The 15,236-nt window shown below is 42.1% G+C and carries 13 protein-coding genes; 5 read left to right on the top strand and 8 right to left on the bottom strand.

Annotated features, from left to right (window positions below; translation table 11 throughout):
- The first annotated feature begins 82 nt into the window (after positions 1–82).
- Positions 83–1,234, top strand: coding sequence for a serine hydrolase domain-containing protein (locus WHS63_RS02730; RefSeq protein WP_445203787.1), 1,152 nt, complete (start codon positions 83–85; stop codon positions 1,232–1,234).
- A gap of 200 nt (positions 1,235–1,434) precedes the next feature.
- On the top strand, positions 1,435–2,541 hold the full coding sequence (locus WHS63_RS02725; protein ID WP_445203785.1) for a TlpA family protein disulfide reductase: 1,107 nt from the start codon (positions 1,435–1,437) through the stop codon (positions 2,539–2,541).
- 242 nt (positions 2,542–2,783) lie between these two features.
- On the opposite strand, the gene WHS63_RS02720 is transcribed toward WHS63_RS02725, so the two are convergent.
- From WHS63_RS02720 to nuoE, 3 genes are read right to left on the bottom strand one after another with little or no spacing between them, the layout of a single operon-like run.
- The gene (locus WHS63_RS02720; protein WP_445203786.1) at positions 2,784–4,577 is read right to left on the bottom strand and encodes an NADH-dependent [FeFe] hydrogenase, group A6; all 1,794 of its coding nucleotides are present in this window, start codon (positions 4,575–4,577) and stop codon (positions 2,784–2,786) included.
- 17 nt (positions 4,578–4,594) lie between these two features.
- A complete protein-coding gene (locus WHS63_RS02715) occupies positions 4,595–5,758 on the bottom strand; it encodes an NADH-ubiquinone oxidoreductase-F iron-sulfur binding region domain-containing protein (RefSeq protein WP_369490090.1) in 1,164 nt (387 codons plus the stop codon).
- 17 nt (positions 5,759–5,775) lie between these two features.
- Complete coding sequence (gene nuoE / locus WHS63_RS02710; RefSeq protein WP_369490089.1) at positions 5,776–6,240, bottom strand: NADH-quinone oxidoreductase subunit NuoE; 465 nt, start codon at positions 6,238–6,240, stop codon at positions 5,776–5,778.
- Positions 6,241–6,715: 475 nt separating this feature from the next.
- Between nuoE and WHS63_RS02705 the strand changes: the two genes are divergently transcribed.
- Positions 6,716–7,612, top strand: coding sequence for an SH3 domain-containing protein (locus WHS63_RS02705; RefSeq protein ID WP_445203784.1), 897 nt, complete (start codon positions 6,716–6,718; stop codon positions 7,610–7,612).
- A gap of 9 nt (positions 7,613–7,621) precedes the next feature.
- On the opposite strand, the gene WHS63_RS02700 is transcribed toward WHS63_RS02705, so the two are convergent.
- From WHS63_RS02700 to ppnP, 5 genes are all read right to left on the bottom strand, one after another.
- Positions 7,622–8,683 carry an ABC transporter ATP-binding protein gene (locus tag WHS63_RS02700; RefSeq protein WP_445203783.1) on the bottom strand — a complete coding sequence of 354 codons (1,062 nt, stop codon included), beginning with the start codon at positions 8,681–8,683 and terminating at the stop codon, positions 7,622–7,624.
- 4 nt (positions 8,684–8,687) lie between these two features.
- The gene (locus tag WHS63_RS02695) at positions 8,688–9,476 is read right to left on the bottom strand and encodes an ABC transporter permease (protein ID WP_445203782.1); all 789 of its coding nucleotides are present in this window, start codon (positions 9,474–9,476) and stop codon (positions 8,688–8,690) included.
- A gap of 10 nt (positions 9,477–9,486) precedes the next feature.
- Positions 9,487–10,431, bottom strand: coding sequence for an extracellular solute-binding protein (locus tag WHS63_RS02690; protein ID WP_445203781.1), 945 nt, complete (start codon positions 10,429–10,431; stop codon positions 9,487–9,489).
- A 4-nt stretch (positions 10,432–10,435) separates the two neighbouring features.
- On the bottom strand, positions 10,436–10,816 hold the full coding sequence (locus WHS63_RS02685; protein ID WP_445203780.1) for a winged helix-turn-helix domain-containing protein: 381 nt from the start codon (positions 10,814–10,816) through the stop codon (positions 10,436–10,438).
- 72 nt (positions 10,817–10,888) lie between these two features.
- Entirely contained in the window at positions 10,889–11,170 is a 282-nt protein-coding gene (gene ppnP / locus WHS63_RS02680; protein WP_369490083.1) for a pyrimidine/purine nucleoside phosphorylase, read from the bottom strand.
- A gap of 150 nt (positions 11,171–11,320) precedes the next feature.
- On the opposite strand from ppnP, the gene pruA reads away from it, so the two are divergent.
- Together pruA and WHS63_RS02670 are read left to right on the top strand one after the other, a co-directional pair.
- Positions 11,321–12,964, top strand: a complete 1,644-nt coding sequence (pruA, locus tag WHS63_RS02675) for an L-glutamate gamma-semialdehyde dehydrogenase (protein WP_445203779.1) — start codon at positions 11,321–11,323, stop codon at positions 12,962–12,964.
- A 104-nt stretch (positions 12,965–13,068) separates the two neighbouring features.
- The gene (locus tag WHS63_RS02670; RefSeq protein ID WP_445203778.1) at positions 13,069–15,213 is read left to right on the top strand and encodes a Tex family protein; all 2,145 of its coding nucleotides are present in this window, start codon (positions 13,069–13,071) and stop codon (positions 15,211–15,213) included.
- Positions 15,214–15,236 lie beyond the last annotated feature (23 nt).

Below are 15,236 nucleotides of genomic sequence, written 5' to 3'. Positions count from 1 at the left end.
TCGCAAAAACAAACTTACAACTTGGGGTGAATCCTTCGGGAAATAGCCCCTATTTTTTTTAGTCGTTCAGTAGTGAAAAAAAATATTTAAAATCGCATTTGTAGTTTTTATTTCAAATGCACTTATTTCCTGCCATTTATGGCGGAATATACGCTATGGAGAAGCGGATTTAAATGACTATAAAATATTTCCTAGTAGAGAGCTCATTGCAAAAAATGATACGATATTCAAATTCAGCTATCAAGATAATAACAATTTTAATCTTGAACTGGCGCATTTAATTCAAAAATATAATTGGTTAATTGAAACCAGAGGCATTGGCGAGTACCCATTAGCCGAAACACAGGAATCGTTTGAGTCTTATATAAAATCAAAAGAAACGGTAGCATTCTTAATTATAAGAAGAGATACGATCCTCTACGAGAAGTACTTTGGTAATTATACGCAGGCTTCAGTTATACCTTCCTTCTCAATGGCAAAATCCTTTACTTCAATGCTAATAGGGTGTGCAATACAAGATGGATTAATTAAATCGGTTGAAGAACCAGTTACAAATTATGTCCCAGAATTAAAGAAACAAGGATTCGATAAACTGACCATAAAGAATTTACTACAGATGACTTCGGGAATTGATTTTAAGGAAAATTACTATAATCCGTTTGGGGATGTAGCAAAACTATACTATGGAACAAACCTGAGAAAGCAAGTTTGCAGTTTCGAACTTAAATCAGAACCTGGAAAAAAGTTCAACTACAATAGCGGAGACTCGCAATTACTCGGTTTGGTTTTGGAAAGAGCTTTGAAAAATCAAAATATAACCCATTATATGCAAGAAAAAATATGGACTCCGCTTGGCATGGAGTACAACGGAAGCTGGAGCATCGACAGGAAAAAAAATGGAATGGAGAAAACTTTTTGTTGCTTAAATGCTACTGCAATAGATTTTGCCAAAATTGGGCGTTTATATTTAAATAAAGGCAATTGGAATGGGCATCAAATTATTTCAGAACAATGGGTAAATGAATCCACCAAAATTGAAACCTCTAATGGTAGTTTAGATTACTATCAATACAATTGGTATGTCTCAAAAGAAAGTTTTGAAGCAATAGGGCTTCTTGGGCAAATGCTTTATGTGAACCCTGTCAAAAAGCTAATTATTGTTCGATTGGGAAAGGATAGAGCGAACGTAAGATGGGATTTAATAAGCGAAGCAATTGCACTGTCCTTAGAATAAAAAACTGGTGCTTACAGCGTGTTTATCTTATTTGGGCTGAAATGGGTTTAATTGGTTTGCTACTTTTTTGTAACTTCATATCGGGTGGGTAAGGCAGTAATTTCAATCTCCCAAGCAATATAAACACTCAAACCGTTGGAAGCCATATTAAAGAATTCACAATTCAAATATTATCATAGGACAAACTTAAAATTATAACCATGAAAAAATACATTTTGCTTTCAATCACTTTTTTTATCTTTTTGATAAGTTGTAACAATAGAAATGACAGCTCAAAAATTGTCTTAATAACTACTAACTTTCCTGACAGTACATTAATATACCTTACTAATATTGAAAATGAAACAATGGATTCAGGATATATTGTTAATAATTTGCTTGAATTCACTATAGAAGATATAAATGAGCCAACTCTTTTTTATATTACACCAATTATCAAATCAAGAGCCGATATTGACTATTGCTATTTTTGGAAAGAAAACAGCAAATTAACTATTCAAGCAGAAAAAGGGAAGCTTAAACAGGCTAAAATTGAAGGTTCTAAAATACAAAAACAGGCAGAATTTGTCAGGGATGCTAAAGCAATTTTAGAAAATAAGTTGGACAGTCTAATTGCTATCTATATAGCCCTGCCAGCTGTCAATGTTGATGAAAAGTTGGCCTTAAGGAAAGAATGCGAAGAGATTGAAAATGCTATAATGAATGTAGAAGTTGACTACATTAGGAATAACCCTGATGAATTGTATAGTATTATCACTCTGAGAAACATAACCTATAATTCTATACCGAAAGAGTTAGCAAAAGAACTCTATACTAGTCTTAGTCCTAAGTTACAAATAACTAAATACGGTCTAGTAGTAAAAAAATTTATTGAAGCTAATAAAGAAGTAAAAGTTGGCGATACTGCAATCAATTTCCAATTAAATGATATTTATGGCAACCTTGTAGAACTGAAAAATTTCGAAGGAAAGTATATTCTTTTAGATTTTTGGGCATCAAACTGTGGCCCCTGCCGAATGGAGAACCCTGTTTTGTTAGGAAATTATAAAGCATATCGAAACAAGGGTTTTGAAATTCTCGGAGTATCACTTGATAAAAACAAGAACAATTGGGAAAATGCTGTAAAGTCAGATAGTATGATTTGGACTACTGTTTCCGACTTGAAAGGTTTTGATGGCGATGTTCCAATCATATACAATATTAACATGGTTCCTACATACTTTTTGATTAATCCAGAAGGTATTATCTTAGAAAAAATTGAGGGGAGAGGACAATTAGACGATATACTTAAAAAAATATTTGAATGAGAGAGGCTTACAGCATTGCGTATAAAACATTTGACAATCAATGTTTTATCAAGCGTATTAACTCGTATCAAAAGTAGTTGTAACTTGATAGGAAAGTGCTTCGAAATTGGCAACTAACCATAGAGCCAACGTTGGCAGCAAGCATTAATGAAGACACTAAAACAATAGAACGATCGACTTAAACGAAAAAAAAGGCAGGGAAAATGTTATCCCTGCCTTTCATATTCATGGTTTTAAAAACTCTAGTAGCGTTGACGTGCTTTATAGTGTGTATGAAGCAGCTCGTGCGACTTATGGCTATTGGGTTCATGGAGGAACTCCTTGTAAATTGCAATAACCTCAGGGTTCTCGTGCGATTTACGTATAGGCATTCCGGCGTCCTCGCGATAAATAGCCTCGGCACGTTTCTTACGGATTTCCTCGTTGGTAGGTATTGGCTGACCACCGCCACCAATACAACCACCGGGGCAGGCCATAATCTCAATGAAGTGCCAGCTACCCTTGCCATCGCGAACGGCATCCATCACTTTCTTGGCATTGGTAAGACCGTGAGCAACAACGGTTTTTAGCTCAGCGCCTTCCAGGAACTTCCACTCGGGTTTTGTGCCCTCAATCTTAATGGCTGCCTCACGAACACCATCCATACCACGAACCGGGGTGATGTTTAACCCGTTAAATGGAACCTCGCGACCGGTAACTACCTCGTATGCGGTACGCAATGCAGCTTCCATTACGCCACCGGTGGCGCCAAAAATTACAGCCGCACCGGTTGAAGCACCCATTACGCTATCGTAGTGTGATTCGGGAAGCGTGCTAAACTCAATACCTGCCTGCTTAATCATAATGGCAAGCTCGCGGGTGGTGAGTACATAGTCAACATCCTTGAAGCCGCTTGAGCGCATCTCAGGCCTATCGGCCTCAAATTTCTTGGCCGTACAAGGCATTATTGAAACTGATACAATCTTAGCCGGGTCAATATTCCTTTTTTGAGCGTAGTAGGTCTTAGCCAAAGCGCCAAACATCTGCTGTGGCGACTTGCAGGTTGAAAGATTATCGAGATACTCGGGGTAAGTATGCTCAATGAACTTTATCCAACCGGGCGAGCAGCTGGTAGCCATTGGGAGCTTAACTGAGGGATCTTTGTCAACCAAAGCCTTCTTCAGCCTACCAAGCAATTCAAAGCCCTCCTCCATGATGGTTAGGTCAGCAGTGAAATCGGTGTCGAGAACTGAATCGAAACCAAGGCGTTTGAGGGCCGTAACCATTTTGCCGGTAACTATCTCGCCAGGCTCTAAACCCAGAGCTTCGCCAAGGGCAACCCTAACTGCAGGAGCAGTTTGAACAACCACATGCTTATCGGGGTCAAAAATGGCTTGCCATACCTCATCAACGTAGTTACGTTCAATAAGCGCACCGGTTGGGCAACGGTTAACGCACTGTCCGCAGTTGGTACAAACCACCTCGAACATTGGATTCTCATAGAAGGTTGAAATCTTCATCTTGTCGCCCTTGTAAGCTACACCTAAGGCGCTAACGTGCTGCAACTCCTCGCATGTACGAACGCAGCGCTGGCAGCGGATACACTTGCTGTCGTCCTTAATAATTGAAGGAGAGTAAGCATCCATCTGGTAGTTCTTGTGGGGAACAAGATCGATAAACATTGGCTCGGAAATCTTGTACTCTGCTGCTAGTTCCTGCAGCTCACAGTTCCCGTTTTTATAACAGGTGGTACATTTAGCATTATGCTCTGATAGCAGTAAATCAATAATATGCTTACGAGCAGTACGAACTTTAATAGTGTTGGTGTTGATCTCCATACCCTCAGCAACAGGCATTGCACATGAAGCAGGAAGGGTACGCGATCCTTTCATTTCAACAACGCACACACGGCAGTTACCAGCAACGCAAAGGTCGTCGTGGTAGCAGAGTGTTGGGATATGGATATTCAACTTTTTGGCAGCCTGCAGTATAGTTGTTCCCTCATCCACGGTAACGGGCATGCCATCAATTATAAGGTTTATCTGTTTTGCCATAATTGGTTCAATTTTGATCATTAGTAAATCATTTCTTCCCTAAAGTTCTCAACAATTGAGAAGAAGGAGTTAGCCACGCTTTGGCCTAAACCGCACTTTGCGGTTATTTTCATGGTTTGAGCAAGTTTCTGAAGCTGTTCCAGGTAGTTAGCATGCTTTTCGCCCTTCTTAACCGCCTCGATACCCAGTTTAAGCTGCTGGCAACCCACGCGGCAGGGTGTACACTGCCCACATGATTCCTCCTCAAAGAACTCGAGGTAGTTATGTAGTACGTTGTACATGGAACGTGAGCTATTGAAAAGCATCATTGAACCGCCAGTGGGAACTCCTTCGAAACCAATAATGGTATCCTTGAACTTTTTGCGGGGAACGCAAAAACCTGAAGCTCCCCCAACCTGAACTGCCTTGGTGTCGCCATCGCCAAACTCCTGAACAAACTGGTCAACTGTCATACCAAGTTCCAGCTCATAAATACCGGGTTTTGGGGTATCGCCTGAAACGGAGAACACCTTTGAACCGCGAGAATCGGCAGTACCAAGTTCTTTAAACTTGCGAGCACCGTAGCGGAATATCATGAAGGAGTAAACCAACGTTTCAACGTTGTTGATAACGGTAGGTTTCTTGCGGAAACCGGAAACGGTTGGGTAGGGAGGCTTATTGCGGGGTTCGCCGCGGTCGCCTTCCATTGACTCGAACAAAGCGCTTTCCTCGCCACAGATGTAAGCGCCGCTTCCCATAACAATTTTAATGCGGAAGGGGATTTTAAGATCATTGAGTATGGAGTGGAAAATCTCAAGCTGATTCTCAAGTTCCTTTAGCAAGAAACGGTACTCACCACGGAGGTAGATAAAACCTTCCTTGGCGCCAATTACCTTGGCGCAAATGGCCATACCGCCAAAAACCTTAAGGGGAACCTGGAATAGTATTTCGCGATCCTTAAAGGTACCGGGTTCGCCTTCGTCGGCATTACAAACCACATATTTTTCAGGGTCGGGTTGTTCACTGGTGAATTTCCACTTCAGGGCTGTAGGGAAACCAGCACCACCCCTACCCTTGAGTCCTGACTCAAGGAGTTCGTTGATTATTTCATCGTTGTTGCGCTTATAGGCCGACTGTAACACCTGTTTGAAGTCGCAATCCTTATCGAAAATCAGGTCGACACGACGTAAGAAGTTATTTGACATAATCGAATCTCCTATTATTACTTTTTCATGTATTCATTAATAATCTCACGAACCTTCTCTGGGGTAAGTTCAGTGTATGCCTCGTCGTTAATGAGCATAGCGGGTCCCTTATGGCACCAACCCAAGCAGTTTGTTTCGAGTAACGAGAACTTACGGTTCGAAGTTGTTTCCCCCACCTTAATCTTGAGCATATCCTCGAGCTCCTGGATGATAAGGTTTTTGCCTTTCATGGCGCACGAAATGGTTCTGCATACCCTAATTACAAACTTTCCCCGGGGCTGAGTATCGAGGAAGGAGTAGAAAGTTGCCGTTCCATATACTTTGGCGGCTGACATGTCGAGTTCACGGGCAATTTCAGTCATTGCCTCACTTGAAATGTAGCGCTCCTCCTGAACCACACCCTGAAGAATGGGTATCAAGCTCTCCCTTGACCGACCGTACTTGTCGGCAAGATTTTTCACTAATTCCTTGGTATCCGTCATAACCTTAAAATTTAAAAAATTGCTTTTTGTTATTCTGTTAACACTGTTAATTTAATAACATCAATATTATTTCTAAAACATTGATTTACTTGCCTAAATATATATAGTTAAATGAATCACAAACCTGATTTTTGTCATTTTTTTCACTGAAACGACTGAAAAAGTTAAAATTTAGAACCATTCAAAGTAAGAAAGTTACGGATTGAAACTTTGGGTTGTATGACACTGGGTTACTGAAGGATAAAGGATAAAGGATGAAGGATAAAGGATAAAGGATAAAGGATAAAGGATAAAAGATAAAGGTTAAAGGTTAAAGGTTAAAGGATTGCAGAAAGGCTGAAAACCAATTTTGCCATAAATGGTGAAAATTTGGATATCTGAAACAAAAAAGCAGTTTAAGCCCTTTACCAAAAAGGGTTTGACGAGAGAAAAAAAACAATTCTTACCTTTTTATTATTAAAAAGTGCTATATACAATGGCCTATTTGTTGCAAAGTGATACATTTGCATTGGAAATGGTTTGGGACATAATGAGCTACAAGTCAACTTGGTATTTTTTACTCCTATTTTGCCTATTCGCCTTAACGGCATGTGTTAAACCAGGAAATTATGGCATGCGCGACAGGTATGTAGTAACTACCCGTTCGCTTTACGTACGCACTGCACCATCAACCGTATCGGAGATAATTGGCACCCTTAGGCAGGGCGATACCGTAGTTGCAGTGGTATCGGATAAATACTGGATTATGGTGCGGAATGGGTATGCAACAGGTTACGTTTCAACCGATTACCTAAGTAAAATTGAGTATCCCAGCACACCTAAATTTTTAAAGCTGATTGAGCGTTTAGCGAACTGGCAAAATTGGTACTTCTGGGTTATAGCCATTGCACTACTGTTTATCTGGGTTATAGCCGAAGAACTTGTAATAGAAGCAAAACAGTTTTTAAAGAAACGACACGATTTTAATATCAAGGAGGTTATAGTATCGTACGTAACTTTTTTTGTGGTTGGCTTACTATCGGGCATCATATACATTTACTGGAAGGATTATTTCATTGAGAGTATAACAAAAGGCATTTCGGCTAACAGCTTTGGAACTGACATCGTTACCATCTCCATATGGATTCAATTATCGCTTTTGGCTATCAGCATACTTTATGATTACCTAGGATCCATTTTCAAAACCGGCTTAAGGTTTGGAACGTTACTATCATTTATGGACTTTCTATTTGGGTTATTCATTTTTTCAACCACATTTTTCCTTGTTATAGCCTTAAGCTACTACGCAATTGTGTTTATGATAGTATTTTTTACTTCGCGATACATACATGTGGTTTACCAGAATGGTATTAAACACAGGTTACGGAAATAGCATTTGGAACTAAATTTCAGGGATGAACCTCACTGCATTAGCCTTTACTGCTGCATAAAGCTTAATACCAGGAGATATTTTTAGCTTTTCCAGTGATTCTTTAGTTATTAGTGCAAATACCTTAAAACCGCAGTCAATCACTACCTCGTAGCCAAAACGCTGGGCAAAAATATCGATAACCCTTCCGCTAAAAACATTTATTGCACTTTGATTCTCGGCCTGTGTTGATAGCACTACGCTTTCCTCAGGAAAACAGATAAAGCCATTAGAGTAAACTGGGTTAGCATAAAATGCAATGATTTCGCCTAAAGGTAACTCGGCATAAATAAGACCATCGGGAGTAGCACGAACTCCCTTTACCCTATAGAAGTTTTTAGCCCCTGTAAAGTTAGCCACAAACTCGGAACGAGGGTTTTGGAATACCTCAACGGGTTCGCCAACCTGAACCAACTGTCCGTTGTGCAAGACTCCCACCTTGCTTGCAAGCGAAATGGCCTCCTGGTAGTTATGGGTAACGTGAATAATGGTTGTTCCTGCACGGTTGATTGACCTTAACAGAACACCTAAATCCAGATGGAGCTGAGAATCTATGGCAGATAGAGGCTCATCGAGTAAAAGTATTGGCGGATTAAATGCGAGTGTTCGGGCAAGAGCAACCCTCTGCTTTTCACCACCTGAGAGACTTGTTACACCCTGGTTAAGGATATGGGAAATAGAAAACTGTTCCGCAAGTTCAACTACCCTTTGCTTAACTGCAAAAGAACTATGTTTTCGGAGCTTTAAAGGGTAAGCAATGTTATCGAAAACACTTAGATGAGGGAAAAGGGCTAAATCCTGAAAGAGAATCCCTACATTACGTTTACCTGCAGGACTCTTGGTTATATCGATACCATTAAAAAGGATTCTACCGCTATCGGGCTTCACAAGGCCAGCAATTATTTGCAGTAAAAGCGACTTCCCAGAACCAGACGGGCCTAATAACATAAAGTAATCGCCTTGCGACACCTTAAAGGTTATCTCCCTAAGTGAAAATAATTTAAAATGCTTTGATATTTGATCTACAACCAGCATAACCCTACCGTTTACGGGATATAAAACGCAGGAAAATGAAAACTTCAAGGCTTACCACAAGAAAAATTATAGCGGCAGGCTGTGCATATTTGAGTCCAAAAGCTGTAAACCTATCGTAAATCATAACCGAGGCAACCATAGGATGATATGCAATAATAATTACGGCACCAAACTCACTCATGCCACGGGCAAACATCATTACCAGCCCGCTTAGGATGTTACGCCAAGCAAGCGGCAATGAGATGGTAAAAAATACCTGAAAGGGGGTTGCGCCCAGGGATAATGCTGCCTGCTCCAACCTCACAGGAACCTGTATGAAACCATCGCGAGCTGAATTAATAAGAAATGGCAAGCTGACAAAGGCCATTGCCAATGCAATGGCAAATGGAGTTCCAATCAACCTTACCCCAAAGGCATCAAGAGACTTACCAACCAAGCCATCGCCTGCAATTAATCCGAGCAGAGCAATACCAGCTACGGAGTGTGGAATAACGATTGGCAAATCAATTATTCCGTTTATTACACTTTTAAACGGGAAATCGTAACGGGCAAGTATATACGCTAAAGGAATAGCGGGAAATGCAAATAGAATGGAGGTTAACATGGCTACCCAAATGGATAACCATATGGAACTTAGCACCTGACTGTCGGTAGTGGTTTCGGCAACATCCTTAAATGGAGTGTTGATTATCATCCCCAGCAAGGGGGCAACTATGAAAAGTAACACAAAGGCGCCCAAAAGGGTTAGAACAAGACGAAATGTTGAATAGCTATTTACTCCGCTTTTACTCATCAACAATAATTTAGCGAATAAATTCTTTAAAATCGTCGGGGACCGTACCACAACTGGTGCAGCTAAACGGAATAAGCGACTGCTGCCCCATTTTGGTTATTAGCGTCATTCCTCCGGTATCGGACAAAAAGTAGGTTGCAAACTTGCGTGCCAACTGGGGATTAGGTGCGTTTTTGGGAATAGTAAACGCATATACTATAGGTTCGCCTGCAATGGTTATTGAATCGTTGGGGGAATTCCCCCTTATCTTCACCTGAACAGAGCCATAGTGCTGTGCTAGTGAAAAGCTTCCAAGATTTATACTGTCAGGCAAAGGAATGTAATTTAACTTATGCTGCTTAACCACCGACTCATATATAAAAAGGTAATCAATGGCAGATGTTTCGAGCAAAGCCAACAGGTCCATCTCTTTAGGGCGAATGAATTGCATATCCTTCCCCTCGAGTGATTCAGCTAAACTATCCAAACGGTAGTGTTTTTCAGCAAGCTGAAAAAGAATTAAGGTTCTATAACCGCAAGGATCGGAATTGGGATCGCTGCGGCCATAAGCCACATCGGTACGTAAAAGAATGGTAGGCCAATTTAACGAATCGATTATATCGGCATACTTTGATTTAGATGAATAGGCTATAACCATGCGATTGGTTGCAAAGGGAATAAAAAAATCGGCATGCTCAGTAACCAGTAAGCTGTTAATCACCTTATAGTCGGCCGAGAAAAACAGGTCGCAGGGTCGGTTAAGATCAGTGATTTTACGGGCACACTCTACGCTTCCAGCCGCCTCGAGGTTGATGGTTGCCTCAGGGTTAAACTTCATAAAGCTATCCACCGCAGCTTTCAGGGGCATGGAGAGACTGCCGGCATGGAATACTGTGAGCGTTTTTCTGCTATTGTGTGAATTGGAACAACCAGTCAATAAATAGATTACAGCAAATAGGGCTATCCAACTTCGCATTATATCACTTGTTTATGGTTTGGAAGAATTTTTTAACCACGCGCTTAACGGATTCGTCAAACTCGTTGCGGAGCTGGCGGTATGCATCAACCAGTTGTTTGCCATCGGGAGTAAGCTCCGATTTTCCGCCATCGCTGCCACCCCGCGACTTGCTCACAAGGGGAAAACCAAGTTCCTCCTCGGCTCTACGAACCAACTCCCATGCCTTACGGTAGCTGATATCCATTTTCTTTGCAGATGCTGCAATTGATTCCAGCTCATCGATGTTCAACAGTAAACAAAGCTGCTCCTGGGTAAGAATCGATTGGTTAGTGTTACGTTCGCGCAACACTATTGAATAGTCCAGAAAAACATCGTAGTATTTTGAGCCCTTAGGTCCTGCCATAACCCCAACTGATATGCAATTGTTTTCCTATCGGCAAATATACAAAAGGGGGATTATTCCCCCTAATTTTTTTTACTTGTAAAGGCAACGGTAAGCGGTATCGCCATTTACGCGAACCTTGAACTTAACATCCTTGGGAACAATGTAGGTTTCAAACTCCTTATAGGTTTTCCAGGTTGACTCACCGGGAAGCATAACGTCCATTTGACCTGAAATAACGGTCATATACTCCACGGTTGATGTACCAAATTCGTATTCACCCTGAGCCATAACCCCTACAGTTGCCCTGCCTTCGGCAGTTTCAAAGGCTATAGACTTAACCTTGCCATCAAAGTATTCATTAGTCTTGAACATAGCAATTGATTTTTTTCAAAAATAAGGGAAAATCTTCATTTATGAATATGATTTTAATCAGAAAAACAGTTTTTCGATAAAAGTTTAGCTAAAACATTTCCATTAGTGTACTGTTATCTATTTAAAATCATTTTAAATAACGTAAAAAATATGAATAACGCAATTTTCAAGTACGATTTACCAAAAAACGAACCGGTGCTCAGCTACCTGCCTTGCTCACCAGAGCGCGAAGCACTGGAAAAAGAAATAAAACGGCTATCATCCAGTGTAATGGATATACCGCTTATTATAGGTGGCAAGGAGGTTCGAACAGGGAAGTTAGGCAAAGTGGTTATGCCTCACAATCACAGCCACGTACTAGCCCAGTACCATATTGCAGGCGAGGAAGAAACCCAAATGGCCATTGAGGCTGCGCTCAAGGCGCATGAGTACTGGTCGCAGGTATCGTGGGTTGAGCGCTTGAGCATCACATTAAAGGTGGCCGAACTGATATCAAAAAAATATCGAGCCACGTTAAATGCAGCAACCATGCTTGGACAGGGCAAAAACGTTTACCAGGCTGAGATTGATGCCGCATGCGAAACAATCGATTTTTTGAGATTCAATGCTCACTATATCTCCGAAATTTACAACCAGCAGCCCATTTCAGAAACCGGAACAATAAACAGGTTGGAATACAGGCCGCTGGAGGGATTTATTTTTACAGTAAGCCCATTCAACTTTACGGCTATAGCATCGAACCTGAATATGGCACCTGTGCTGATGGGCAACACAGTGGTTTGGAAACCAGCTTCAACCGCATTACTTTCGAACTACATACTAATGCAAATTTACAAGGAGGCCGGAGTTCCCGATGGTGTAATCAACTTTATACCGGGGAAAGGCTCTGCCATTGGCAATGCGGTGTTCAATCATCCAATGCTTGCAGGAATCCACTTTACCGGTTCAACAGCAACCTTCAACACATTTTGGAAAGCGGTTAGCAACAACATAGCCAAATACCGTTCGTACCCCAAACTTGTTGGAGAAACGGGCGGTAAGGATTTCATTTTTATACATCCAAGCGCCAATATCAACCAGGCAGTAATTGCTGCCGTTCGGGGTGCTTTTGAGTACCAGGGACAAAAATGCTCAGCAGCATCGAGGGCGTACATTCCAGAGTCACTTTGGCCGGAATTTAAGAGAAACATTCTAGGTATTATGCATGAGATTAACATGGGTGACCCTACCGACTACGAAACATTTGTAAACGCAGTTATTGACGAGGCATCGTTCGATAATATTATGAGCTACATTGAAAAAGCAAAGCAATCCGATGCCGCTGAAATAATTGCCGGAGGCAAGGGCGATAAAAGCAAGGGTTACTTTGTGGAACCAACAATCATAGTAACAACCGACCCACACTTTGTAACCATGGAAGAGGAAATATTTGGCCCGGTGCTGACCATATACGTTTACCCCGATGAGAAGTTTGATGAAACGCTTGAGCTTTGCGATAAAACTTCGCCGTATGCGCTTACAGGTGCAATATTCTCGTCCGATAGGCAGGCATTGAATAAGGCATGTAGGGTACTGCGTTACTCGGCTGGTAATTTCTACTTTAACGATAAACCCACAGGGGCTGTGGTAGGACAACAACCTTTTGGTGGCGCTCGTGCAAGTGGAACCAACGATAAGGCCGGTGGCCCTTTCAACCTGATTCGCTGGACAAGCCCCCGAACCATCAAGGAAAACCTAAACCCACCAACCGATTACAAATACCCCTACATGACTAATGCCCGCTGTGGAGAATAGCATAAATTCATAAAATTAAGAACGGCTACTTTAATTTAGGTGGCCGTTTTTTTGTTTGCAAGCCAAAATATAATTTCGTTTTTTTGCGATGAAAATTGAAATTTATGGAGATAGCAAGTAAAACCAAGCACGTAGAACTGATAGCAGCTGAACTTAACATTAACAGCCGAGGAGTTGCGAACACCATTAAGCTACTTGATGAGGGTGCTACAATCCCTTTCATAAGCCGCTACCGTAAGGAAATGACCGGTAACCTTGATGAAACACAAATTACTGCTATCCGCGACCTATCCGTTAAGTATGTAGAACTTGACAAACGCAAGGAAACTATACTTTCCACCATTGAAGAGCAAGGAAAACTAACCGATGAACTTAGAGCAAGAATTATTGCCTGCTATAATCCTACCGAACTGGAAGATATCTACCTGCCATTCAAACCCAAGCGAAGAACTAAGGCAACCATTGCCAAGGAGAAAGGATTAGAACCCTTAGCCTTACTGATTTTTAAACAGCAGGAAAGGAACATACTTGCCAAGGCAGAAGCCTTTATAAACGATAAAGTTACCGATGCTGACGAAGCGCTTGCCGGAGCACGCGATATTATTGCGGAATGGATTAGCGAAGATGAGAAAGCGCGAAACGTGGCCCGAAAGCATTTCCGAAAATCGGCCATCATAAAGTCGAAGGTGGTAAAAGGCAAGGAAACGGAGGGCATTAAGTACTCCGACTACTTTAGCTGGGAGGAGGAGGTGAAGCGATGTGCATCGCACAGGTTCTTGGCCATGCAACGCGGGCAGGACGAAGGATACCTGCGGGTTAGCATAACTCCGCCAACTGAGCCTGTTATTGAAGATCTGGAGCGTGTATTTATCCGTTCAAACGGCGAAGCCGCCGAACAGCTCAAGCTAGCAATAGCCGACAGCTATAAACGACTTATTGAACCATCGATTGAAAACGAATTTACCGCCGCACTAAAGGAAAAAGCTGACGATGAAGCCATAAGGGTTTTTGCCGAAAACCTGAGGCAACTCTTGCTCTCGCCACCCCTGGGGCAAAAAAGCGTGCTTGCCATTGACCCAGGCTACCGAACGGGATGCAAGGTGGTTTGCCTTGACCCACAGGGAAACCTACTGCATAACGAAACCGTTTTTCCACACCCACCCCAAAGCGAGCAAGGGAAGGCCATGAGTAAGATATCGGCATTGGTTGATACCTATAAGATTGAAGCTATTGCAATTGGTAACGGAACAGCGAGTCGTGAGACCGAGGCATTGATTAAACGCATTAGGTTTAACCGCGATGTAAAGGTTTTTGTTGTTAGCGAGGATGGAGCATCGGTATACTCGGCTTCGCCGGTGGCTCGCGAGGAATTCCCGGAATACGATGTAACCGTTCGGGGAGCGGTTTCAATTGGCCGTCGCCTAATGGACCCGTTGGCTGAGCTGGTTAAGATAGACCCCAAGTCGATTGGCGTAGGCCAATACCAGCACGATGTTGACCAAGCCAAGCTGAAAGGTAGCCTTGACCAGGTTGTGGAAAGCTGTGTAAACCACGTTGGGGTTCACCTGAACACCGCCAGCAAGCACCTACTAACGTACGTTTCCGGACTTGGACCCCAGCTGGCAAAAAACATTGTTGAATACCGAGCCCAAAATGGCGCATTTAGAAGCAGAGATGAGCTAAAAAGGGTTCCACGCCTGGGTGAAAAGGCGTTTGAACAATGTGCGGGATTCCTTAGAATTGCCGAGGCTGAAAACCCACTCGACAACACAGCTGTTCATCCGGAAAGCTACCATATTGTTGAAAAAATGGCAGCCGATTTGGGCTGCTCAGTAGTGGACCTAATCAGGAATGAGGAGCTAAGGGCAAAAATCAAGCTTGAAAAATATGTAACCGACAAAGTAGGCCTGCCCACGCTAAACGACATAATGCAGGAACTCTCAAAGCCCGGTCGTGACCCACGTAAAGCTATCAAGGTATTTGAATTTGCCGAAGGTATTTTTAGCATTGATGACCTTAAGCCCGGGATGGTACTGCCCGGAATAGTTACCAATATCACCAATTTTGGAGTATTTGTTGATATAGGTGTTAAGCAGGATGGGCTGGTACATATATCGCAAATGGCCAACCGATTTGTATCAAACCCGCTTGATGTTGTTAATTTACATCAACACGTAAAGGTGAAAGTGCTTGAGGTTGATATTCCCAGAAAAAGGATTCAACTCTCAATGAAGGATGTAGAGCAGTAAAAATTACATTTATCCCAAGTGCC

The organism is Tenuifilum sp., assembly GCF_037481895.1.
Taxonomy (GTDB): Bacteria; Bacteroidota; Bacteroidia; order Bacteroidales; family Tenuifilaceae; genus Tenuifilum; species Tenuifilum osseticum.
This window is presented reverse-complemented; position numbering and strand designations above follow the sequence as displayed.